At 57.5% G+C, this 22,492-nt stretch carries 22 protein-coding genes; 4 read left to right on the top strand and 18 right to left on the bottom strand.

Annotated elements, in window-relative coordinates; all coding sequences use genetic code 11:
• The 9 genes from H6973_13735 to H6973_13695 all read right to left on the bottom strand — a co-directional run bounded on the left by H6973_13735 (position 1) and on the right by H6973_13695 (position 8,233).
• Positions 1–666, bottom strand: a complete 666-nt coding sequence (locus H6973_13735) for a CBS domain-containing protein (GenBank protein ID MCP5126649.1) — start codon at positions 664–666, stop codon at positions 1–3.
• Between the two features lie 19 nt (positions 667–685).
• A complete protein-coding gene (locus tag H6973_13730; protein ID MCP5126648.1) occupies positions 686–1,393 on the bottom strand; it encodes an ABC transporter ATP-binding protein in 708 nt (235 codons plus the stop codon).
• Positions 1,394–1,457: 64 nt separating this feature from the next.
• Positions 1,458–2,246, bottom strand: coding sequence for an ABC transporter ATP-binding protein (locus H6973_13725; GenBank protein MCP5126647.1), 789 nt, complete (start codon positions 2,244–2,246; stop codon positions 1,458–1,460).
• Positions 2,246–3,229 carry a branched-chain amino acid ABC transporter permease gene (locus tag H6973_13720; protein MCP5126646.1) on the bottom strand — a complete coding sequence of 328 codons (984 nt, stop codon included), beginning with the start codon at positions 3,227–3,229 and terminating at the stop codon, positions 2,246–2,248. The genes H6973_13725 and H6973_13720 overlap by 1 nt, the downstream gene beginning before the upstream one ends.
• Before the next feature lie 13 nt (positions 3,230–3,242).
• The gene (locus H6973_13715; protein MCP5126645.1) at positions 3,243–4,118 is read right to left on the bottom strand and encodes a branched-chain amino acid ABC transporter permease; all 876 of its coding nucleotides are present in this window, start codon (positions 4,116–4,118) and stop codon (positions 3,243–3,245) included.
• A 9-nt stretch (positions 4,119–4,127) separates the two neighbouring features.
• The gene (locus tag H6973_13710) at positions 4,128–5,270 is read right to left on the bottom strand and encodes an ABC transporter substrate-binding protein (protein MCP5126644.1); all 1,143 of its coding nucleotides are present in this window, start codon (positions 5,268–5,270) and stop codon (positions 4,128–4,130) included.
• Positions 5,271–5,325: 55 nt separating this feature from the next.
• Positions 5,326–5,925: an indolepyruvate oxidoreductase subunit beta gene (locus H6973_13705; GenBank protein MCP5126643.1), complete on the bottom strand. Its 600-nt coding sequence runs from the start codon at positions 5,923–5,925 to the stop codon at positions 5,326–5,328.
• Positions 5,918–7,786: a 4Fe-4S dicluster domain-containing protein gene (locus H6973_13700; protein ID MCP5126642.1), complete on the bottom strand. Its 1,869-nt coding sequence runs from the start codon at positions 7,784–7,786 to the stop codon at positions 5,918–5,920. Before H6973_13700 ends, H6973_13705 begins: the two co-directional genes overlap by 8 nt.
• Positions 7,787–7,915: 129 nt before the next feature.
• Positions 7,916–8,233, bottom strand: coding sequence for a hypothetical protein (locus H6973_13695; GenBank protein ID MCP5126641.1), 318 nt, complete (start codon positions 8,231–8,233; stop codon positions 7,916–7,918).
• 167 nt (positions 8,234–8,400) lie between these two features.
• On the opposite strand from H6973_13695, the gene H6973_13690 reads away from it, so the two are divergent.
• The 4 genes from H6973_13690 to queC are packed head-to-tail and all read left to right on the top strand — an operon-like array spanning position 8,401 to position 11,908.
• The gene (locus H6973_13690) at positions 8,401–9,168 is read left to right on the top strand and encodes an SDR family NAD(P)-dependent oxidoreductase (protein ID MCP5126640.1); all 768 of its coding nucleotides are present in this window, start codon (positions 8,401–8,403) and stop codon (positions 9,166–9,168) included.
• A 38-nt stretch (positions 9,169–9,206) separates the two neighbouring features.
• On the top strand, positions 9,207–10,346 hold the full coding sequence (locus H6973_13685) for a CoA transferase (GenBank protein MCP5126639.1): 1,140 nt from the start codon (positions 9,207–9,209) through the stop codon (positions 10,344–10,346).
• Between the two features lie 54 nt (positions 10,347–10,400).
• Positions 10,401–11,180 (top strand): enoyl-CoA hydratase/isomerase family protein, encoded by a 780-nt coding sequence (locus H6973_13680; protein MCP5126638.1) that lies wholly within the window; start codon positions 10,401–10,403, stop codon positions 11,178–11,180.
• A 17-nt stretch (positions 11,181–11,197) separates the two neighbouring features.
• The gene (gene queC, locus H6973_13675) at positions 11,198–11,908 is read left to right on the top strand and encodes a 7-cyano-7-deazaguanine synthase QueC (GenBank protein ID MCP5126637.1); all 711 of its coding nucleotides are present in this window, start codon (positions 11,198–11,200) and stop codon (positions 11,906–11,908) included.
• Here queC and H6973_13670 read toward each other — a convergent pair whose 3' ends face one another.
• From H6973_13670 to H6973_13630, 9 genes are all read right to left on the bottom strand, one after another.
• Positions 11,909–13,081: an acyl-CoA dehydrogenase gene (locus H6973_13670; GenBank protein ID MCP5126636.1), complete on the bottom strand. Its 1,173-nt coding sequence runs from the start codon at positions 13,079–13,081 to the stop codon at positions 11,909–11,911.
• 2 nt (positions 13,082–13,083) lie between these two features.
• Positions 13,084–13,884, bottom strand: coding sequence for an alpha/beta hydrolase (locus H6973_13665; GenBank protein MCP5126635.1), 801 nt, complete (start codon positions 13,882–13,884; stop codon positions 13,084–13,086).
• A gap of 20 nt (positions 13,885–13,904) precedes the next feature.
• Entirely contained in the window at positions 13,905–14,738 is an 834-nt protein-coding gene (locus tag H6973_13660; GenBank protein ID MCP5126634.1) for an ABC transporter ATP-binding protein, read from the bottom strand.
• A gap of 111 nt (positions 14,739–14,849) precedes the next feature.
• Positions 14,850–16,184, bottom strand: a complete 1,335-nt coding sequence (locus H6973_13655; GenBank protein MCP5126633.1) for an ABC transporter substrate-binding protein — start codon at positions 16,182–16,184, stop codon at positions 14,850–14,852.
• Between the two features lie 23 nt (positions 16,185–16,207).
• Positions 16,208–17,284: a branched-chain amino acid ABC transporter permease gene (locus tag H6973_13650; protein ID MCP5126632.1), complete on the bottom strand. Its 1,077-nt coding sequence runs from the start codon at positions 17,282–17,284 to the stop codon at positions 16,208–16,210.
• 12 nt (positions 17,285–17,296) lie between these two features.
• Positions 17,297–18,211: a branched-chain amino acid ABC transporter permease gene (locus H6973_13645; GenBank protein MCP5126631.1), complete on the bottom strand. Its 915-nt coding sequence runs from the start codon at positions 18,209–18,211 to the stop codon at positions 17,297–17,299.
• A 13-nt stretch (positions 18,212–18,224) separates the two neighbouring features.
• On the bottom strand, positions 18,225–19,007 hold the full coding sequence (locus H6973_13640) for an ABC transporter ATP-binding protein (GenBank protein ID MCP5126630.1): 783 nt from the start codon (positions 19,005–19,007) through the stop codon (positions 18,225–18,227).
• Positions 19,004–20,977: an AMP-binding protein gene (locus H6973_13635; GenBank protein ID MCP5126629.1), complete on the bottom strand. Its 1,974-nt coding sequence runs from the start codon at positions 20,975–20,977 to the stop codon at positions 19,004–19,006. The genes H6973_13640 and H6973_13635 overlap by 4 nt, the downstream gene beginning before the upstream one ends.
• Positions 20,978–21,137: 160 nt before the next feature.
• Positions 21,138–22,283: an ABC transporter substrate-binding protein gene (locus tag H6973_13630; protein ID MCP5126628.1), complete on the bottom strand. Its 1,146-nt coding sequence runs from the start codon at positions 22,281–22,283 to the stop codon at positions 21,138–21,140.
• Between the last annotated feature and the right edge of the window lie 209 nt (positions 22,284–22,492).

The raw sequence follows: 22,492 nt of genomic DNA, 5'->3' as shown, positions 1-22,492 counted from the left end.
CTACTGCTTTCTTACCAATGGCAGCGTTTCAGTCAGCAAATCATAGCCAAGATCGCGCAGATGTTGATTCAGGGCGGAAGGATCAGCGGCACGATAGCGGACTACGGCGATCCGCAGGCCAGTTTGATCAGGATGCAGGGGTGAAACAACGGTGGCAATGTAGCCGCCGGCTTCGTTGATCTGGGTCAACAACCGGCTTAACTGCCCGGTGGCATCGGGCAGATGCACGGTAATGCGCGTTGCGTCCTCCATCATGCAGCCGGTGATCTCCAGAAAAAAATCAAGCACATCCTCATGGGTAAGGATGCCAACCAGTTGCCCGTTGCTCTCAACGACGGGCAAACAGCCGATCTTTTCCTGACGCAGCAGACGGGCGGCTTCTTCGACCAGGGTATCCGGGGTGCAAGTGATGACTTTAGCGCGCATCACCTTAGCAGCTGTAAGCTTGCCGAGCAGATAGTTGGCCTCGCCCACAGAGAGCGTGGTAATGGGGGAGGGGGAGACGCGCTCCAGATCGTGTGAGGTAACGAGTCCTACCAAATGACCTTCGCGCGCAACCGGCAGATGGCGAATATGATGATCCCGCATCAAAGCCGCCAATTGCGGCAAGCGCGTGTCTTCAGTGACCTGCAATACCCCGCGAGTCATAATCCGGTCTACATACATGATTCACCTGTTTCCACTCTTAATATCCTAAATAAGCCCGGCGCACATCGTCATCGGCTAGCAAGTCTGCGGCGGGCGCGGTTTTGACAATACGACCGGTTTCCAGAATATAGCCGCGCCCGGCAATAGCCAGGGCCGCGCGGGCGTTTTGCTCGACCAGCAGAATGGTGACGCCCTCGGCATTCAGTTCGACGATTACCCGGCAAATCTCGTCAACCAGCAAGGGGGCCAAACCCATCGAAGGTTCGTCCAGCAGTAACAGGCGTGGCCGTCCGAGCAGAGCGCGGCCAATAGCCAACATTTGTTGCTGACCGCCCGATAGCGTGCCGGCCAGTTGCTGGCGGCGTTCCTGGAGAATCGGAAAGAGATGGTAAACCCGCTCCATTTCCTTCCGTACCCAGTTGGCGTCATGATGCTGGCGATAAGCGCCCAAGCGTAGATTGTCCTCGACGCTGAGTGGAGCAAATACCTGGCGACCCTCCGGCACCTGGCAAATACCGGCGGTAACAATGCGGTGCGCGGGCCAGTGCGTGATGTCATTGCCGGCGAAGCGGATGGTCCCAGCGCTGGGCGGATGCAAGCCAGACAGGGTATGCAGCAGGGTGGTTTTTCCCGCGCCGTTGCCGCCGACCAAAGCTACCAGTTCACCAGTGTGAACACTCAGGCTGATACCATCGATGACCTGCACCGGCCCATAGCGACCGTGCAAGTGGCTAACTTCCAGCAAGGGCGCATCAGTAGGCTTTTCTTTTACTGCCTGCTGCCTGGAATCCAGCGCCGGACGCTTATCATCAAACCGCATATTGCACCGCTCCTCCCAGATAGGCGGCAATGACGCGGGGATTCGCTTGAATCTCTGCGGGCGAGCCTTCGGCTAGGACGCTGCCGTAATCGAGCACCAGCAGACGATCCGAGATGCTCATGACCAGTGGCATATGATGTTCGACCAGAAGCACTGTAATGCCGGTCGCGCGGATGCGGGCGATCAGGTCGCGCAGCGCCATGGTTTCGGTGTCATTGAGACCAGCAGCGGGTTCGTCCAGCAACAAGAGCCAGGGTTTGGCCGCCAGGGCGCGGGCAATTTCGACTCGTTTCATCAGGCCGTAGGGCAGGGCGCCGGCGGGTTGTCCGGCGCGGTCGGAGAGTTCGCACAATTCCAAAGCTTCAGCGGCCCAGGCGCAGAGTTGCCGTTCTTCGCGGCATACGCGGGGGAGGCGGAGTGCGGCAGCGAGCAGCCCGGTTTTGGCGCGCAAGTGGCAGCCGACCATGACGTTTTCCAGGACAGTCATGTTGAAAAACAGTTGCAGGTTCTGGAAGGTGCGGGCGATGCCGAGCGCAGCGATGCGGTGCGGAGGCATGCCGCGCAGTTCGTGGCCGTTGAAGCGCAGGGAACCGGCGGTGGGCTGGTAGAAGCCGCACAGGACGTTGAAGAGGGTGGTTTTGCCCGCGCCGTTGGGTCCGATGATGGCGTAAATCAGGTTTTCCGGGGTTTGGAAACTGACGCCGGCGAGGGCCATGACGCCGCCGAAGCTTTGCTCAAGGGCTTCCACAGTCAGCAGGTTGGAAGGATCAGAAGTCATCATGAAACTGCTGAATTACGCTGCGCTTTCGCACCACGTCCTAAGACGATCCATGACCAACTTCGCTGTATTCCCTGCGTCAACCCCACGAACAATCCTTGGGGCAGAAAAATCATGACAGCCATTAACAGTCCACCGTGGATGATCATTTCGTAATCCTCGAAAACGACCAGCCCCTCGTGCAGCAGCGTCAGCGCAATTGCGCCACACGCTGCGCCGAAAGTCGAGGCTATGCCACCTAATACCACCATAGTCACCAGTTCCACGGAAACCATAAGGCTGAAGGAATCCGGGCTGACAAAGGCTTGCTGATGAGCGAATAAACTGCCAGCGAAGGCGGCGAATAAAGCGGATACTACGAAGACCTGCGTTTTGGCGTGGGCCGTGTCAATCCCCATCATTTGGGCGGCGAGTTCGGAGCCGCGCACCGCACGCAGGGCGCGACCGATCCGGGAATCAACGATATTCAGTGACAGCCAGATGACCAGCAGCATAGCAGCGGCAATGACCCAGTACCATTGCGCATCGTTGTCTATTGTCCAACCTAACAAATTCAGGGGCGGGATGCTTCCCAGACCGTCCGGTCCCCCGGTCCATTCCGTCGCCTGCACCAGGATGACATGGATAATGATGCCAAAACCCAGAGTCGCCATGGCCAGATAGTGTCCACGTAGACGGAGAATAGGCCGGGCTAGTAACCAGGCAATGGTTCCGGCGACCAGCAGACCCGCCAGTAGGGCCAGCCAGCCCGGCCAATCGAAGTGTGTGGTCAGAATCGCTGAAGCGTAACCGCCCATGCCGAAGAACGCCGCATGACCGAGGGAAATCTGCCCGGCATAGCCCATCAGCAGATTGAGGCCCACGGCGAGAATGACATGCAGACCGGCGGCGACGCCGACGACGGTGACGAAATAATTGTTCGGAAACAGAACCGGCAGTAGAAGCACTACAGCGGCGAAGACGAGAAAACCGGCCAATCGCATGATTCCTTTCCTATCAAACCCGTTCAGCGATCTTATGGCCAAATAACCCGGTGGGTTCAAAAAACAGCACCATCAGCACGAACACAAAAGCGATGGCATCCTTGTAGCCGGAAGAGATCAGCCCCGCGCCCAGCGCTTCCAGAACGCCAAGCAGCAGGCCACCGGCGACTGCGCCCATCGGGTTGCCAATCCCGCCGACAATAGCGGCGGAAAATCCTTTGAGACCGAGCATGATTCCGGCCTCGTAGGAACTGAAAGTAATCGGCGCCGCCAGAATGCCGGCAATAGCGCCCAGACCGGCGGACAGTCCATAGGCTAGCCGCAGCATGACTTTGACGTTGATTCCGACCAGTTGCGCCGCGGCTGGATTGAAAGAGCACGCCAGCAGCGCCTTGCCGAGCAGCGTGCGATTCAAAAAGGCGCGCGTCAATCCGACCAATAGCACCGTACCTCCCAGCACCCACAGGCTTTGCGGGAGCAGAGTCGCACCGCCCAAATTAATGGGTTCGTTACCGGAAAAAGCCGGCAGGGGAAGAGAATTTTTGCCCCAGAGCAGCGAAGCGGCTCCACGCAGGAAGATCGCTGCGCCGATGGTGATGATAATCGTCGTGACAACCGACGCGCCGCGCGCCGGTTCAATGGCGCAACGCTCCAGCAACAGACCGGTCAGCGCCGTAAGCAACGTTGCCGCAATGGCCGCCAGCGCCAGGGGCAAACCCGCCCCTAACAGCGCAATCGCGGTCATGGCTCCCAGCATCACGAATTCGCCCTGGGCGAAGTTCACCACGTCTGAGGCGTTATAGATCAGGGCAAAGCCCAATCCTACCAGGGCGTAAATGGAGCCGACCGTAATGCCAGTGACCAGGAACTGGAAAATCTGTTCGAGCATTGACAGGGGTTATTCAACGATCTTCCAAGCGCCGTCGCGGATTTCCACCATCTTGAAGGCATCCAGATTCAGGCCCATGTGATCTTCCGGGGTCATGTTGAAGACCCCGGCGGTGCCGATGAAGCCCGAAATTTTTTCAATTTCATCGCGCATCTTGGCTTTGTCGGTTCCACCCGCGCGCTTAATCGCTTCAGCGGCGATCATGATCCCGTCATAGGCGTGGCCGCCAAAAGTAGATACAGGGCCATGCTTGGCTTCGTACTCTTTCTTATACGCCAGTAATACGGGTTTCTGTGGATCGGTATCCGGTAGTTGCTCAGCAACTACTAATGCTGCGGCGGGCAGACGCACCCCTTCCGCTGCTTCGCCCGCCAAATCAATAAAGGTCTTTGAGGCGACGCCGTGCGACTGGTAGACCGGCAGGTCAATACCCAGTTGCTTGATGTTTTTGGTCACAATGGCCGGGGCCTGGCCAAAACCAAAGTTGATGATCGCCTGAGCGTCAGTAGCGCGAATCTTGGTCAGTTGGGTGGTCATGTCCGTATCCTTGTTACCATAGGATTCGTCAGCAACCAGGGTCATGCCATATTCCGGAGCCAGTTTGAGGATCTGTGCCCGACCGGATTTGTCGAAACCGCCATCGCCGGTGATCAGCGCGACCTTGTTCAGACCCCGCTTACGCAGATCCTCGAAAATTTTAGCGGCAGCCATGCGGTCGGTGTGAGCGACTTTGAAGACCCATTTGCGCACTGGTTCGATAATTTCAACCGCGCCCGCTAGAGAGATCAGCGGAATACGGGCCTTCTCGACTTCGGGGATGACGGCCAGCGAATCGCCTGAGGTGGTGCCGCCGACGATCAGATCAACCTGGTCTTTCTGGATCAGGCGCTTGACAAAGTTCAGAGCCTCGCGGGCATTACCGCCCGTGTCATAGTGCACAAGTTCAATTTTCCGTCCATTCAACCCGCCCTTAGCATTGAGGTCTTCAATGACCATTTGCAGGGTTTTCAATTCGGGGTCGCCCAAGAATGAAGCGGGACCCGTGACAGTCAGGAATGTACCGACTTTGATCGGTTCGGCGGCACTGACCCCGTTGACACCGACGAGTAGCATTATGGCGATAAAAATTCTTAGTAATCTTTGTATTAGCATTTCTATTCCTCCAACACATTGAAGTAACTTGTGTTACGGCAAAACATAGAAGGGTTTAAGCAGCCTGTCCCGCTGTGCGGCCCGCGTCAAAAGCCTGGGCATTGATATCGACCAGTTTGGGCTTGTAAGCGCGAAAACCCTCAATAATGCATTCTTTCAACACTTCAGCGGGAAAGGGCAGATGATCGCTGATCGCGCCCAGCATGATGGTGTTCACCAGTTTGGCATTGCCCAATCCATCCGCAATCGCGCCGGCGTCAAAGGCGTGGACTTCAACACCGGACGCGACCAAATCGGCGATAGGATCAGCGGGGTAGTCATACAAACCGGCGGAAACTACCGGCGGGGCCAAGCGCAAAGTATTGACCATAGCGATCCCGGTCGGGCGTAAGTGGGGCAGCCAGCGCAACGCTTCGGCGGCTTCGAAGCCAATGAGCAGGTCCGCCTCGCCGGGGTCGATCTGTGGCGAATAGACCTTCGCGCCGAAACGCACATGCGAGGATACGACGCCGCCGCGCTGGGCCATGCCCGCGACTTCGGTTTTCTTGACATCGAAACCCTGGTTCAGGGCGGTGCGCGCCAGCATTTCCGCAGCGGTCATCACGCCCTGGCCACCGATGCCGACCACAAGAATGTTGGTAATACCTTCAGCCATGAGGATGAATCCGGATGGTGCGGGTCGTCGGCTGGGGTTGGACAATCGCCTCAGGAGCGCAGGTCTCGACGCACATGTGGCAACCGGTGCAGGCGTTGGCGTCGATGCGGGCGAAGACCAGTTCCTTAGCCTTGCCGCTCTTGGCGGTCACCGTTTCGCGGTGGGAAACAAAGATGGCGGGACAACCCAGGTCGATGCAGTTGCCGCAACCGGTGCATTTGTCGTCGATCACTTCGTAAGGCTTGAAACGCTCGAAGCGGTCGGTCAGTGAGCAAGGGCGGTTAGTGATAATGACCGAGGGTTCTTCCATTTTGGTCTCTTCCCGCACCAGCTTGACCATCGTGGGCAGTTCGTAGGGATCGACCCTGCGGATGCGCTCAGGACGGACGCCCAGGGCTTCGGCCAGTTTGGCGAAATCGACGCGAGGCGCAGGCAGGCCATGCAGATTTTCTCCCGTGCCGGGATTTTCCTGGCCGCCGGTCATGCCCACCGAGCGGTTATCGAGGAGCAGCACCGTGACGTTGCCCCGGTTGTAAATCATGTTCAGCAGGCCCTGCATACCCATGTGCAGGAAGGTCGAATCGCCAATCACCGCAACAATGTGTTTTTTCTCGTCGGATTCTCCGCGGCCCTTGTCCATGCCGTGGGCCATGCTTAACGATGCGCCCATGGAAATGCAGGTATCCAGGGCATTCCAGGGATGGCCAGCGCCCAGCGTGTAGCAGCCGATGTCGCCGATGATGTTGAGATTGCGGATATGGGAGAGAGCAAAGTAGGGACCCAGGTGCGGACAGGAGGCGCACATGGTCGGCGGACGAGGAAACACATCGGCCTGGCGGCGATCTGGGACAGAATAAGGCTCGCCAAGCAGTGGCTTGATGGCCGGACGGAGTACGCTGGGAGTCAATTCGCCAAAGCGAGGCAGAATGTCCTTGCCATGTACGGCGAGACCCGCAGCGCAGAGTTCGGTTTCCAGCAAGGGTTCGGTTTCCTCGACGACGACCAGCGTATCTACCTCGCCAGCAAAAGCGCGAATCCGGTCCAGCGGAGCTGGGTGACTGAAGCCAAGTTTGAACACCGGAGCGTTCGGGAAGGTTTCGCGGACATGCATGAAGGCTGGACCGGAGGTGACAAAGCCCATCCGCCGGTCGCTGCCCATGGAGATTTCGTTAAGGTCGCTGATTTCGGAGGCCGCGCGCAAGACCTGATCGCGCTGATGCATGAGCGGTAATCGGGGCTTGGCGTTCGCCGGAGTCATCACCCAGCGTTGGGGATTTTTCTGGAAGCCAGCGGCGGGCCGTTCGATTCGTTCACCGGCAAAGGTCACCATGGCTTTGACATGGCAGACGCGCGTGGTCATGCGCACGATGACCGGGGTTTCGTATTCTTCCGAGAGAGTAAAAGCGCGCTTGGCCAGATCGTAAGCTTCCTGAGAATCGGCAGGCTCCAGAATCGGTAGGTGGCCAAACCGGCCCCAGTAGCGCGAATCTTGCTCATTCTGCGAGGAAGATAGACCGACATCGTCAGCGACCACGATCACCAGACCGCCGACCACGCCAGCCAGCGATTGCGTCATGAAGGCGTCCGAGGCGACGTTCATACCGACGTGTTTCATCGCCGCCAGGGCGCGCGATCCGGCCAGGGAAGCGCCGATGGCGACTTCCACCGCCACTTTTTCATTGACCGACCATTCGGAGTAGATGTCAGGATAGAGGGCGATGTATTCCAGAATTTCGGTGGCGGGAGTGCCGGGGTAGGCGGCGGCGACGCGAACACCGGCTTCCCAGGCAGCGCGGGCGACGGCTTCGTTGCCGGATAGTAAATGGCGACTTTCAGCCTTGGCGTGAACCACGGCGTTCATAATAGGATGGACCTCGTTGGCGATAGGCGGAAGGCAAGGATGAACTGAATATTCTGTAGATTAGGCGAATTTTGGATTTTAGCCATACTCCAGCGAACGGAATAGGAGATACGCGAACTTCACCTGGTTTCAGCCGACGACAAAATTCCCAACGTCTACCCGGATGACCTGGCGCTCCAGGACGACCGTGACCGCTATCGCGTAGCTTCTGGCCCATTCGCCCGCTTCCTCAAAGCGATCCTCGCCGCCGTACCGGGCAACGTTAAGAACCATGTCGAGCAGCAGAATTTTGCCGGTCGGGTTGGACGGTACGCATTCCAGGTCCTCGAATTCCCGGGTCAGCCAAGCGCGCGCCTGATCCTTATCCATGCTCTGGATTTCGCCATCATGCAGCATGATCTCGTATTCCCGTTTGCGGTCGAACGATACGGTAACGGTATAACTCACGTTGCTCCCCTTTGGTCTGTCGGTCCGATTTTCATTATAAAGATGCATTATATGGTTCTTAACAGCAATATTCGCCAGAATAGTCAATGCTCTGTTGCGCAAAAGACGTTATCCATTAGACTTACTTTGACTCTGGTAAAAATCAATGATGACGTCGGGGTATGGGCATGAAGATCGATCACCGGGTTTTTCTCGTCACTGGAGGAGCTTCCGGTCTGGGCGCCGCTACGGTGCGGATGCTCGTCGCGGCGGGAGGTCAGGCGACTATCGCCGATCTGAACCGGGAGGCGGGGGAGGTACTGGCGGCTGAACTGGGCGTTGCTGCTCGTTTCATAGTGACCGATGTGGCTGATGAAGCCAGTGGACGGGCTGCGGTCGACGCGACCTTAAGCGCATTCGGCGCGCTGCATGGCCTGGTGACCTGTGCTGGCGTCGCTCCAGCGGAAAAGGTGCTCGTCAAGGGGGAGCCGCCGGGATTGGCTCTGTTCGCCAGGGTTGTGCAAATTAATCTGATCGGCGTGTTCAACCTGACGCGCCATGCCGCGACCGCCATGGCGCGTAATGAACCGGGAGAGATCGGCGAACGCGGCGTCATCATCAATACCGCTTCCATCGCTGCTTTTGAAGCACAGGTCGGTCAGGCCGCTTATGCTGCCTCTAAGGGCGGCGTGGTGGCGATGACTTTGCCGATCGCCCGGGAACTCAGCCGCTATGGCATCCGGGTGATGGCCATTGCGCCCGGTGTCATGGAAACCCCGATGTTGATGGGCATGCCCCAGGAGGTGAAAGACTCGCTGGGCAATGTGGTTCCCTTTCCGCCGCGCCTGGGCCAGCCGGAGGAATTTGCCAGCCTAGTGCGCCAGATCATTGAAAACGGTTATCTTAACGGCGAAATTATCCGTCTTGATGGCGCGCTACGCATGGGCGCGAAATAGGCAGCCCTATTCATACGATTAAATAAGGTCAAAATACGATGGGACCCTTGCAGGGCATTAAAGTCATTGAATTCGCCGGACTCGGTCCGGTGCCTTTTTCCGCGATGCTGCTGTCCGACCTAGGCGCAGAGGTCGTGCAACTCAACCGGGATACAGCCAACCCGGAAGCAAACCTGTTCTCCCCGGAAAAGAATATTCCCAATCGGGGGCGGCGCATGCTTCGGCTCGACCTGAAATCCCCGGAAGGTCAGGTAACGGCGCTGCGGCTGATCGAATCAGCAGATGCGCTGATCGAGGGTTTCCGGCCCGGCGTCATGGAACGACTGGGTCTGGGGCCGGATGTGGCGCTGGCGCGAAATCCGCGATTGGTTTATGGACGCATGACCGGCTGGGGTCAGACAGGCCCCTTGGCGCAGACCGCGGGTCACGACATCAATTACCTGGCGATCACCGGGGCGCTGCATGCCATTGGCCGCGCCGACAGCGGCCCCGTCCCGCCGCTGAATTTGATTGCCGACTACGGCGGCGGCGCGATGTTTCTGATCGTGGGTATCCTGGCCGCCCTTCTGGAAGCGCGGAATTCCGGCCAGGGCCAGGTAGTGGACGCCGCCATGACCGATGGCAGCGCCCTGCTGATGTCCGCCATGTACAGCCTGCGAGCGATGGGGTTCTGGACGGATCAGCGGGAGCGCAATTTTCTCGATGGCGGCGCGCACTTTTACGATACTTATCAATGCGCCGACAGCAAATGGCTGGCGGTCGGACCGATTGAGCCGCATTTTTACCAGATTTTGCTCGAAGGTTGTGGCGTGATGGACCCTGATCCCCGGCAGCAATGGAATCCAAAATCCTGGCGACCGATGAAGGAGCGTCTGCGTGAAGCATTTCGCACCAAAACCCGGGACGAATGGTGTGCGCTCTTTGAAAATACCGACGCTTGCGTAACGCCGGTGCTGAGCATGGAAGAAGCGCCTGCTCATCCGCATAACCAGGCGCGGGAAACCTTTGTTGAGTTCGCTGGCTTGACGCAACCGGCTCCGGCGCCGCGCTTTAGCCGCACCCCAGCAACGATTCAGGGGCCGCCAGGCAAGCCGATCGACGCCTCACACGATTGGTTGATCGGCTGGGGATTTTCTGAAAGCGAAATTACCCGGTTCGTCGCAGATGGGGCGATTTGAAATGGAGTTTGTTGCCTATAATCCCAAGTAACTCAAACCAACCAAGGGGCTGTTATGACCGCCGACTATGAGGACATCCTCTACGAGATCAAGAATGGCGTCGCCACCATCACGATCAACCGTCCTGACAAATACAACGCCTTCCGCGCCCAGACCTGTGAGGAAATGATTGATGCCTTTCTCAAGGCAGGCTGGAATCGATCGGTGGGCGTCATTGTCCTGACCGGCGCTGGCCATCGGGCGTTCTGCACCGGCGGCGACCAGTCAGCGCACGCCGGGCATTACGACGGGCGCGGCGTGATTGGCCTGCCGCTGGAGGAATTGCAAAGCGTGATCCGTGATGTTCCCAAGCCGGTCATCGCCAAGGTGCGGGGTTACGCGATTGGCGGCGGGCATGTGCTGGCGCTGTTGTGCGACCTAACGCTCGCGGCGGAGTCCGCCAAATTCGGGCAGGTCGGTCCCAAGGTCGGTTCGGTCGATCCCGGATTTGGCACGGCTTATATGGCGCGGGTGATCGGCGAAAAGAAGGCGCGGGAGGTCTGGTATCTCTGCCGCCAATATACGGCGGCGGAGGCGGTGCAGATGGGGTTGGCTAACAAGGCGGTTCCCGATGACGAACTGGATGCGGAAGTCGATCGCTGGTGTGCGGAAATTCTGGAGAAAAGTCCCACCGCGCTGGAGTTGGCGAAACGCTCGTTTAACGCCGATACCGCGCACATTGCCGGTCTGTCATCACTGGGGTTGAAAGCGGTCAGCTTGTTCTATGGCACTGAGGAGTCGCAGGAAGGCGTACGGGCGTTTCAGGAAAAACGCAAGCCGAAATTCCGGGATTGACTGAACGGAGTTTGTTCATGATGGAGCGCGCCCTCGTTGTTCTGTCTGGTGGCCAGGATTCCACAACCTGCCTGTACTGGGCGCTGAGTCGTTTCGGCGCTGGCCATGTCGAGGCCGTGACTTTTGATTACGGTCAGCGCCACCGGATCGAACTGGACTGCGCAACTCAAGTTGCAGCGCGCGCCGGTGTGGCGCAGACCGTGCTGCCGATCAACACCTTCGCCGCGCTTGGCGGCAATGCGCTGACCGATGCGAATATTGGGGTCCGGGACGGTGTGGATGCTAAAACTGGCCTGCCGAATACCTTTGTGCCTGGCCGCAATCTAATTTTCCTGACTTTTGCCGCAGCGCTGGCCTACCCACGAGGTATTCATCACTTAGTCACTGGTGTGGCGCAAACCGACTACAGTGGCTACCCCGATTGCCGACAAACCACCCTACAAACGCTGGAACGCGCCCTCTGCTTAGGGATGGAGTACGAACTTACGATTCATACTCCGCTGATGTTTCAGTCCAAAGCCGATACCGTGCGTCTCGCGCGCGATCTTGGCGCATTGCCCGCACTGGCGGATACGCAGACCTGCTATAACGGTATCCAGCCGCCTTGCGGGAAATGTCCAGCCTGTGTACTACGCGCTAAAGGCTTCGCCGAAGCGGGCATTCCCGATCCGCTGGTAGAACGGTTTCGCGCGAAGCCACTCACCGCTCCCGCAAGCTCGCTATCCTGATCAACGTGAAAACGCCTGAATGCCGGTCTGGGCGCGGCCCAGAATCAGGGCGTGAATGTCGTGCGTGCCTTCATAGGTGTTGACCACCTCAAGGTTAACCAGATGACGGATGACGCCGTACTCGTCGGAAATGCCGTTGCCGCCCAGCATGTCGCGCGCTGTGCGGGCGATGTCCAGCGCCTTACCGCAGGAATTGCGTTTGATGATGGAGGTCATTTCGACCGACGCAATTCCTTCATCCTTCATGCGCCCGACGCGCAGGCAGGCTTGCAACCCAAGAGCGATTTCCGTCTGCATATCGGCCAGCTTTTTCTGGATCAACTGGTTAGCGGCGAGCGGACGACCGAACTGACGGCGGTCAAGCACGTATTGACGGGCGCGATGCCAGCAGTCCTCGGCAGCGCCCAACGCCCCCCAGGCAATACCGTAGCGGGCTGCATTTAGACAGGCAAAGGGTCCTTTTAAGCCGCTGACCTCCGGGAATTCGTTCTCCTCCGGCACGAAGACCTCGTCCATGACGATTTGACCGGTGATGGACGCGCGTAGACCGATCTTGCCGTGGATCATTGGGGTTGAAAGTCCTTTCATACCCTTTTCCAGGATATAGCCACGAATTTTACCCGCGTCGTTTTTAGCCCAAACGATGAACACGTTGGCAATCGGGCTATTGGTAATCCACGTTTTGCTGCCGGTTAGACAGTAGCCGCCGGAAACCGCGCGGGCGCGGGTCATCAGCGAACCCGGATCGGAACCGTGATCGGGTTCGGTGAGGCCAAAGCAGCCAATCCATTCGCCGGTAGCCAGTTTCAGCAGATATTTCTGCTTCTGCGCTTCGGTTCCGAACTCGTGGATCGGCCCCATAACCAGCGACGACTGCACGCTCATCAGCGAGCGGTAACCAGAGTCAATGCATTCGATTTCACGAGCGATCAGGCCGTAGCTCACGTAACTGAGGCCGCCGCCGCCGTATTCAAGGGGAATAGTCGGACCAAGCAGACCGATTTCTCCCATTTCGCGGAAAATATGCGGGTCGGTGTGCTCATTGCGAAATGCTTGCAGAATGCGCGGGGCCAGCTTGCTCTGGCAGTAGTCGCGCACGGCGTCACGAATCAGACGTTCCTCCCCGGTCAGTTGCAAATCCAGCAGCAGGGGATCATCCCATTGAAAAATCATGTTTATCTCCCGATCGGCGATAAGGACTTTTCCAGCACCCGGTCGACGAAAGCAACAATAGCTTCGATTACAGCTTGTGGCTGGTCCCGGTGTGGCGAGTGTTGACAATCGGCCAGCTTGAAAAGGTCGACGTCCGGGGCCTGGGCCGCAATCCGGTCGATTTGTTCCATGGTGGCGTATTCGTCGTCCTCGCCCTGGATGGCAAGAACTGGACAACGGATCATGGGCAGGCAAGACTCGATGTTCCAGCCGCGAAAGACGGGATCGAGCCAGATATCCCGCCAGGCGGTCACGACGGTCGCCGCATTCGTCGCGGAATGGTAGCGGCTCAGGCGTTGTTGCAGATCGGTCGCGCGAGACCCTTGGGCGGCTTTGCGGATACCGGTAAGGGTGATTTCCTCGACCATGACGTGAGGAGCCATCACGATCAGGCCCGATAGAGGTATCGTGGTTTCTCCGGCGCACAGCAATGCAATCGAAGCGCCATCGGAATGGCCCAGGAGCAATGGCCGTTTCAATTCCAGGGCATCAATCAATGCTGACAACACCTCGATGCCTTGACGATGCAGGTAGCGCGAGGTGCGCGGCGCAGGAGCTGGGTCGGAGTGGCCATAGCCTTCACGCGAATAGACCACAGCTTCGCAACCGCAGGCATCGGCGACCTGCTGCGGGAACTGGCGCCAGAGGGAAACTGAACCGAGTCCTTCGTGTAGAAAGACCATGACCGGCGCTCCTTCGCGCCGGTGGGCCGAGGGCAGGCGGATATATTCGAGGCGGATGCCGTCGATGTCGACGAATTTCATGGTGGTTTCAAGCGTCGTTCTCAGGACAACCAGCGCTTGCGGCGGCGATAGTGCTTGATGTCTTTGAAGGACTTGCGCCCGGAGGAAGAAATACCCAGGTAAAATTCCTTAACGTCTTCATTGGTGCGCAACTCCTCGGCAGCGCCTTCCATTACCACCCGGCCATTTTCCAGAATGTAGCCGAAATCGGCATAGCGCAGCGCCATCATGGTGTTCTGCTCGGCTAACAGAAAGCTGACGTTTTCCCGATTGTTCAGGCCCTTTACGATCTCAAAGATTTCTTCGACGATCTGTGGAGCCAAGCCCATAGACGGCTCATCCAGCAGAATCATTTCCGGCTTGGCCATCAGCGCGCGACCGATCACGCACATCTGCTGCTCGCCGCCGGAGGTGTAGCCGGCCTGGGAGCCACGCCGGGTCTTGAGCCGGGGGAAATAGTGGTAAACCTTTTCCAGTTCATTCTTCAGCCCGCCGCGAGAAATCGAGCGGGTATAAGCGCCCGTTAGCAGATTTTCCTCAATCGTCAGATGGCCGAAGCAATGCCGGCCTTCCATGACCTGAATGACGCCGCGTTTGACCAGTTCATTCGGGGTAAGCTGATCAACCCGGTTCCCTTTGAATTCCACGGAACCTTTGGTGACATCGCCGCGTTCAGCGCGCAGCAGGTTGGAAATCGCTTTGAGCGTCGTGGTTTTACCCGCTCCGTTCGCCCCGAGCAGGGCCACGATGTCGCCCTTGGGTACGTTGAGCGAGACTCCTTTCAACACCAGGATCACATGGTCGTAAATGACCTCGATGTTATTGATGGTTAAATAGCGCTCAGCCGCTGGAGCGGCGACAGTTTGGACAGCCATATACGATTATTCGGTTGCGACAGGACGCATGGGCATTCGCGCCCACCCCTTGCCTGAATCCTCGCCCATAAAACGGAGGAGGTCTAGCTTTGGAGGTGGGAACGCCTTCGATCAGCTTTCTTTTGAACAGTCGCGCGGCGTGATGCCTTTTTCTTTGGCGTACTGTTCGGCGGAGGCTTTGAAAAGCGGATGGATCAGTTCCTTGTTCCCTTCGATCCAGCCGGAAACCGGGACCCACTGGGCGCCATCCCATTGCTGGATTTTAATTTTGCCGGAACCCTCATGATCCATGCAGGAGGTTTTAATTTCGGGCAACAAATCGGTCGCGCCGATTTCTTTCAAGCGGGCGTCGGTGATGTCCAGATTTTCCATGCCCCAGCGCACCTGTTCGCCGGTCACCGGTTTTTCCTTGCCATATTTCTCCTGCGCCTTGAGCATCGCCTCAATGGAGAGTACTGCCGCAGAAACGCCCCGGTTATACAAAATGGTGCCGATCCTGGAGGGGTCTTGCAGGTTGCCCTTGCCCGCGCCATAGACCACCTTTTCAATGTCGGCAATGAGCGGTACATCTTTGCCGGACACGTTCCAGGTCGCAGACATGTAGCCGGTGGCGGCGTCACCGGCGGGAATCGTGTCTTCTTCGGAACCGGCCCACCAGGAGCCGATGATTCGGTCGCGGGGGAATCCGACTTTCTGCGCGGCTTTGATGGCGGTCTGGTTCATCACGCCCCAGCCCCAGAAAATGACGTAGTCCGGCTGTTCCCGGCGAATTTGCAGCCATTGTGCGCCCTGTTCGTTGCCCGGATGGGCCACGGGAATCAGCGTCAAATCAAATTTGTTCAGCTTGGCTTCTTCCTGCAGGGCGACGATCGGCTCCTTGCCATAAGCGGAATCGTGGTAGAGATAGACGATCTTTTTGCCTTCCAGACTGCCCTTTTCCTTTTCCTTGATGAACTTGAGGATAGCGGAGGCTTGCATCTGATAAGTGCTAACCAGCGGGAAGGCGTAGGGAAAGACCGAGCCGTCGACCGCGTCGGTGCGGCCATATCCCACCATAGCCAGCGGGATATGGTCTTCCACTGATTTGTCGATCAGCGCGTAGGCCACGCCCGTCGACATCGTGTGGATGGGGCCGGTGGAAACCTTGGCCTTGTCCTTCAGACGTTCGTAACACTCAATGCCCTTGGCGTTGTTGTATTCGGTTTCGCACTCTTCCCAGACCAGTTTGACGCCGTTGATGCCATTATTTTTGAGGTTGACATAGTTGAGGTAGTCAATGAAACCACCGAAAAAGGCTTGACCATTGGCGCCGTAGGGACCGACGCGGTAGGACAGCACCGGGAAAAACTGCTCCTCAGCAGTCAGCGCCGCTTGTGAAAACAGGGTGATGGATACGGCGGTCATCAGTACGGACTTGCGGACTTTAATCATATTTCTTCTCCACATTAGTTGTTTTCGAGAATGACCCCCTAATGGGGGAAGGGCCATAGACGTAGTTTCTCCTTGCCGATTTGCCACAGACGGGCCAGGCCGTGCGGCTCCACGATCAGGAAAAACATGATCAATGTTCCGAATAACAGAATCTGGATGTGCGAGACCGTTGCATTGGAAAAGGGCAACCCCAGTAAACCGGCGATTTGCGGCAGGGTGATATCCAGGAAAATCGGCAACAGCAGGATAAAAGCCGCGCCCAGGAAGCTGCCCAGAATCGAACCGACTCCGCCGATGATGATCATGAACAGGATGCGGAAGGACATATCCAGTGAAAAGCCGTCCGGCTCCACCGATCCCAGATAGCAGAAGGCGTACAGCGCGCCCGCTACGCCGCAGTAGAAGGAACTAACGGCAAACGCCAGCAGTTTGGTGGGCATCAGGCGAATGCCGATCACCGCAGCGGCTACGTCCATGTCGCGCACCGCCATCCAGGCGCGACCGGTGGACGAGCGCACCAGGTTTTTCGCCGCCAGCGCCATAACCGTCACAATCGTCAGCACCAGCAGGTATTTTTCCTGGGGGGACGTGAATTCGTGACCAAAGAGGATGAGCTTCTGGGTGGAAATCACGCCGGATGAGGAGTAGTTGGACAGCCAGGGGAATTTGGTCAAGCACCAGACAATGAAAAATTGCGCGGCCAAGGTCGCAACCGCCAGATAAAAGCCCTTGATCCACAAACTGGGCAGGCCGAACAGAATGCCGACGCCCGCTGCGGTCAATCCACCGAGAACAAAAGAGAGCAGGATCGGGATCTCTTCGATGCGCAACTGGAAATTGTAGGCGGCGTAGGCGCCGACCGCCATGAACGCTGCCGAACCCAGCGACAACTGGCCGGCATAACCGGTGAGGATGTTCAACCCCAGCGCCGCCAGGGAAAAAATCAGGAAGGGGATGAGAATGGCCGAGAACCAGTAATCGCTGGCCATCGCTGGAATGACCAGAAAGACCATCGCGAGCAGGATGAGTATGCTGATGCGATCCTGGCGAATCGGGAAAATTTGCTGATCGGCAGCGTAACGGGTTTTGAATTGACCGGCTTCGCGATAAATCATGGATGGCGCTCCTTATACCCGGTCAATATGCTTTTCGCCGAACAAACCTTCGGGACGCGCCAGCAGGAAGAACAGCGCCAGCACGTAGGGAAACCAGCCTTCGATGCCGCCGAAATTGCCGCCGAACAGGGATTGCATGACCGGCGGCAGGTAAATTTCCGCCAGTTTTTCCGAAGCGCCAATGATCAGCCCACCGACAATGGCGCCCGGCACCGAGGTGAAGCCGCCGATGATCAGCACGGGCAACGCCTTGAGAGCAGTGAAGGTCAGGGCGAATTGCACGCCGTTGCGCGCGCCCCACATCAAGCCCGCAATCAAGGCGACGAAGCCGGCAATGCCCCAGACGATGGCCCAGATATGCTGCAAGGGGATGCCGATGGACAGCGCCGCCTGGTGGTCGTCGGCCACCGCACGCAAGGCCCGACCGATCCGGGTGTATTGAAAGAACAGGGCCAGCGTCGTGACCAACAGGGCGGCTACGCCGGCTGCGACCAGGTCGAATTTGGAGATCACTATGTCCCAGGCATCGAGAATCGCCATGATCGGCTCATCCACAATGCCCAGATCGAGACCGCGCGGGTCGCTGCCAAAGATCATGGGGGCCAGCCCTTCGATGAAGAACGCTAGACCAATCGTAGCCATGAACAGCGTGATCGGCGGCTGATTGACCAGTTTGCGCAGGACGAATTTTTCGGTAGCGATGCCGAACAGCGTCATGATGATGAAGGCTAGGATGATCGCCAGCCACAGGGGCGCGCCGTGCTCCATGCAACCGACGACCGACAACGCAGCAAGATACACCATCGCCCCTTGTGCGAAGTTGAACACGCCGGACGCCTTGTAAATCAACACAAAACCCAGGGCGACCAGCGCGTACATCACCCCGGACAGCAGGCCGCTGATCAGGACTTCCAGAAAAAATTGCATGGTCCCGGTCTCCTCAATGACTCACGCCCAGATAGGCGGTAATGACATCCGGATTGCTTTTCACTTCGTCCGGCAGGCCGTCGCCGATCTTTTTCCCGTAGTCGAGCACTACGACGCGGTCGGAAATATCCATGACCACCCCCATGTCATGTTCGATCAGGACGATGGTCGTGCCGAACTGGTCGTTCACGTCCAGAATGAAACGGCACATATCCTGTTTTTCCTCGACGTTCATGCCGGCCATCGGCTCATCCAGCAGCAGCATGGACGGCTCGGCGGCCAGCGCCCGGCCCAGCTCCACCCGCTTTTGCAGACCGTAGGGCAGACGCCCGACCGGAGTGCGGCGGATATGCTGGATTTCCAGAAAGTCGATGACTTCCTCCACTTTTTTCCGGTGTTCCAATTCCTCCCGTTGTGCCCGGCCCAGCCACAGCGCATGTTCGAGAAAACTGGCTTTCATCCGGGTGATGCGTCCAGTCATGATGTTGTCGAGGACGCTCATGCCTTTAAACAGGGCGATGTTCTGGAAAGTGCGAGCAATGCCCTGAGTTGCGGCGTGATGTGGTTCCATGCGTTTGCGTTCCTGACCGTGGAAGATGATGACGCCTTCCTGGGGGTGATAAACCCCGTTGATGACGTTCAGCATTGAGCTTTTACCCGCCCCGTTCGGGCCGATGATGGCGCGGATTTCGTGTTCGCACACATCGAAGGAGATGTCGGTCAGGGCCTTGACTCCGCCAAAGCGCAGCGAAATGCTTTGCAGGTCGAGAATAACCTCGCCGATTTGCTTGCTCATGATCTACGCCGCCTGCTGCGCGGTTGAAAGGTTCCGGCTTCGATAATCTGGAGATCAGCGGACACCTTGCCGCGCCGGCCATCCTCAAACTTGACCTCGGTTTCAATGAATTGCGAGGTCTTGCCGCTATACAAGGCGTCGATCAGCACCTGGTATTTTTTGGCGACGAAGTTGCGCCGCACCTTGCGGGTTCGGGTCAATTCGTCGTCATCGGGATCGAGTTCCTTGTGCAGGATGAAAAAGCGGTGAATCTGGGAATCCGCCACCATGACATCCTGGGCGAGAGTGGCGTTGACTTCTTCGACGCAGGTTTTGATCAGTTCATGAACCTGGGGCTTACTGGTCAAATCGGTGTAGCCGGAATAGGCGATATTGCGCCGCTCGGCCCAGTTACCCACTGCGCCGACATCAATGTTGATGAACGCGCAAACCTGGTCGCGATCATGGCCGAAACAGACGGCTTCCTTGATATGCTGGAAAAATTTGAGTTTGTTTTCGATGTAGTTCGGGGCGAACATCGCGCCGTTGGCCAATTTGCCAACATCCTTAGCGCGGTCGATGATGTTCAAATGCCCGTCGGCGTCGATGAACCCAGCGTCGCCGGTCATGAAATAGCCCTCATCGTTGATGGACTCGACCGTGGCGTCAGGCCGTTTGTAGTACTCCTTGAGCAGCATCGGACCTTTAACCAGCACCTCGCCGTTGTCGGCGATTTTGATCTCCACGCCTGGGGCCGGCGCGCCGACGCTGCTGGGTTTGACCTGACCGTCCGGTTGCAGGCAGACATAAGCGCAGGTTTCAGTCTGGCCGTAGAGTTGTTTGAGGTTGACGCCGATGGAGCGGTAGAAACTGAACAGTTCCGGGCCGATGGCGGCGCCGGCGGTGTAGGCGACGCGGATGCGGCTCAGGCCCAGGACGTTGCGCAGAGGACCGTAAATCAGCAGGGTTCCCAGTCCATACAAAAGCCGCTCACCGAGAGCGACCGGCTTGCCGTCGAGAATGGCGCTGCCGCAGCGTTTGGCCACGCCCAGGAAATAGTGGAACAGGCGACGTTTGATCACCCCGGCATCTTCCATGCGGATCATGACCGAGGTCAGGAGGCTTTCAAACACTCGGGGCGGCGCGAAGTAATAGGTTGGACCGATTTCACGCAGGTCGGTCATCACCGTGTCGCCGGATTCCGGGCAGTTGATGGTAAAGCCGACGACCAGCGCCTGGGCGAAAGAGAACAGGTGATCGCCGACCCAGGCCATGGGCAGGTAAGACAGAATATCGCCATCTGGGCTGAGTCGATCGATCTGCTGGCCTCCCCGAGCGGAAGCGATGAAAGCGGCGTGAGTTTGACAGACGCCCTTAGGTTTACCGGTGGTGCCGGAGGTGTAGAGCATGACCGAGACATCGTGACTCTGTCCCTGTGCGATCTCGGCGTTGAGGAAATCGGGATGATTGCGGTTGTGAATCCGTCCCATCTCCATCAGAGCGTAGATGTCGTGAAGAAAGGGTTCCGTGTAGTGGCGCATCCCGCGCGGGTCGTCGTAAATGATGTGTTCAAGCCTGGGCGCCAGATGCAACACTTCTAGCAGTTTGTCGATCTGCTCCTGATCTTCGACAGCGGCGAAGCGGATAGCGGCGTCCTGGAGGACGAAGAGCATTTCATCGGCGACGGCGTCTTGATAGAGCGGCACCGGGACGCCCCCGAGACATTGGGCGGCGCTCATCATCATGTACAGGTGAGGACGGTTGTCGCCGATGATGGCCAGGTTATCGCCGCGCTTGAAGCCCAACGCCGCCAGGCCGCTGGCCAAGGCGCGCACTCGTTCGGCCACGTCGGACCAAGTCCAGGCTTGCCAGATGCCAAGATCCTTTTCGCGGATGGCCGGGGCGTCTCCCCGCACTTCGGCGTGACGGAAAAGCAGGCGCGGGAAGGTCTGTACGCCCTCCGGCGTCGCCGTGGGTGTTCCTGAAGACATCATTCTCCTCCAGCCGATTCCCGGTTCGCTGGGAAGCCGGATTCGGTCTCATCACCGTTTTATTGTTGTCATCACCGGGACGGCGGACGGGGACTCTGCCGGCGCGGCGTTTAGAAAAAGCGTAGTCGATGAAATGGAATTTTGGCGAGACTCCACTGCCTTATGGTGTCCAGGTGGTCATCAAGTGGTACTTCTGATCTTTGATGGCCACGATACCTACAGGGACGACGGGAACACGATTGGGTCTCGTGAAAGAGATATCGCCGGTCACCGCCTTGAATTCGCGGGTTTCAGTCAGGGTCTTGGCAATGGCTGCGCCCTCGGTGTTACCGGCTCGTTCGATGGCATTGGCCAACAGGTTCACCGCATCATAGCCTAACGCTGCAAAGGAATTTTCCGGGGCTTGGCCGTACTCTTCCCGATAAGCCTTGACGAAATCGGCTACTTCCGGTCTTTTCGACTCGAAATAGGCGTGTGTGGTGAAATAGACGCTGTCTGCGTTTTCCGGTTTAGCCAACAGTGCCAGCAAGTCGATGTCAAAACCATCTCCGCTCAGGATAGGAAGCTGAATGCGCGCTTCCCGCAATTGTTGCACCGTGGGCATTGCATCTTCCGGGTTACCGGAAATAAAGATGACATCCGGTTGAGGAGAGAGCTGCTTCAGATTTTCGATAGCGGTGGAAAAATCTCTTTGGTCCGCTTGAAAAGTGTATTCCTCAACAATCTTACCTCCGAGTTCACGGTAATGTTCTTTAAAGAACTTAGCTAGAACGCGCGTGAAGTCAGTGGATTCATTAATCCATACCGCGACATTGCGGGCATTAAGAGTTTTATAGGCGAAATCCGCCATAGCATAGGCCTGATCATTATCGCCAAACGGGGTCATAAACATGAAGCGCCCAATCTTCTGCGGCAGCGATGGATCGGTCGCGCCTGTGGTCAGAAAGGGAATACTCTGTTTTTCAAAGACAGGCGCTGCCGCCAATACTGAATCGCTATCGCTGTATCCCAGGCCAGCCACGACCGGCTTTGCGATCCATTTTAAGGCGGCTTCCTTGATAGTCGGGATATCGGTCCTGGTATCGATGACCAGAAGTTCCAACATTCTTCCACCCAACACTCCGCCTTTCTCATTCAAGCGCTTGGCTGCCAATTGCGATCCGCGCCAGGCTGGCGCGTCGATAGAGGACATGCCGCCAGTCAGATTATAAAGCGCTCCCAGTTTGACTGTAGGTTCCTCCGCACGACAAATCGTCAAGGAAACCATCGCTATCAATCCTATCATTACTGCCAAAAGCGATCTCATGATCTTTCCCCTTTTCACCATTGTCTGGTGACTGAATTAGGCGTTTTACTGGAAAGGCTTGTTTGTAGTTTAGATCATTGGGATGCTGAAGGGATCGATGAATGAAGCGCAATTATTGGTCATTCGCGGACCGGCAGTAATTCAAGTGATTTTCCTCAAAAAGAACTATTCTCTCTGGTGAGCGTAAATAAACTTCCGCGACAAAACAG

The organism is Gammaproteobacteria bacterium (assembly GCA_024235095.1).
Lineage (GTDB): Bacteria > Pseudomonadota > Gammaproteobacteria > Competibacterales > Competibacteraceae > UBA2383.
Note: the sequence above shows the minus strand (reverse complement) of the source record. Positions and strands in the feature narration are given on the sequence as shown.

Bases quoted from the DNA above. Each gene is read 5' to 3' on its own strand.
- H6973_13640 (MCP5126630.1), bottom strand. From the start codon at position 19,007: ATGAGCAAGCAAATCGGCGAGGTTATTCTCGACCTGCAAAGCATTTCG.
- H6973_13635 (MCP5126629.1), bottom strand. From the start codon at position 20,977: ATGTCTTCAGGAACACCCACGGCGACGCCGGAGGGCGTACAGACCTTC.
- H6973_13705 (MCP5126643.1), bottom strand. From the start codon at position 5,925: ATGGCTGAAGGTATTACCAACATTCTTGTGGTCGGCATCGGTGGCCAG.
- queC (MCP5126637.1), top strand. From the start codon at position 11,198: ATGATGGAGCGCGCCCTCGTTGTTCTGTCTGGTGGCCAGGATTCCACA.
- H6973_13680 (MCP5126638.1), top strand. From the start codon at position 10,401: ATGACCGCCGACTATGAGGACATCCTCTACGAGATCAAGAATGGCGTC.
- H6973_13685 (MCP5126639.1), top strand. From the start codon at position 9,207: ATGGGACCCTTGCAGGGCATTAAAGTCATTGAATTCGCCGGACTCGGT.
- H6973_13660 (MCP5126634.1), bottom strand. From the start codon at position 14,738: ATGGCTGTCCAAACTGTCGCCGCTCCAGCGGCTGAGCGCTATTTAACC.
- H6973_13725 (MCP5126647.1), bottom strand. From the start codon at position 2,246: ATGACTTCTGATCCTTCCAACCTGCTGACTGTGGAAGCCCTTGAGCAA.
- H6973_13645 (MCP5126631.1), bottom strand. From the start codon at position 18,211: ATGCAATTTTTTCTGGAAGTCCTGATCAGCGGCCTGCTGTCCGGGGTG.
- H6973_13710 (MCP5126644.1), bottom strand. From the start codon at position 5,270: ATGCTAATACAAAGATTACTAAGAATTTTTATCGCCATAATGCTACTC.
- H6973_13630 (MCP5126628.1), bottom strand. From the start codon at position 22,283: ATGAGATCGCTTTTGGCAGTAATGATAGGATTGATAGCGATGGTTTCC.
- H6973_13665 (MCP5126635.1), bottom strand. From the start codon at position 13,884: ATGAAATTCGTCGACATCGACGGCATCCGCCTCGAATATATCCGCCTG.
- H6973_13670 (MCP5126636.1), bottom strand. From the start codon at position 13,081: ATGATTTTTCAATGGGATGATCCCCTGCTGCTGGATTTGCAACTGACC.
- H6973_13735 (MCP5126649.1), bottom strand. From the start codon at position 666: ATGTATGTAGACCGGATTATGACTCGCGGGGTATTGCAGGTCACTGAA.
- H6973_13700 (MCP5126642.1), bottom strand. From the start codon at position 7,786: ATGAACGCCGTGGTTCACGCCAAGGCTGAAAGTCGCCATTTACTATCC.
- H6973_13720 (MCP5126646.1), bottom strand. From the start codon at position 3,229: ATGCGATTGGCCGGTTTTCTCGTCTTCGCCGCTGTAGTGCTTCTACTG.
- H6973_13715 (MCP5126645.1), bottom strand. From the start codon at position 4,118: ATGCTCGAACAGATTTTCCAGTTCCTGGTCACTGGCATTACGGTCGGC.
- H6973_13655 (MCP5126633.1), bottom strand. From the start codon at position 16,184: ATGTGGAGAAGAAATATGATTAAAGTCCGCAAGTCCGTACTGATGACC.
- H6973_13650 (MCP5126632.1), bottom strand. From the start codon at position 17,284: ATGATTTATCGCGAAGCCGGTCAATTCAAAACCCGTTACGCTGCCGAT.
- H6973_13690 (MCP5126640.1), top strand. From the start codon at position 8,401: ATGAAGATCGATCACCGGGTTTTTCTCGTCACTGGAGGAGCTTCCGGT.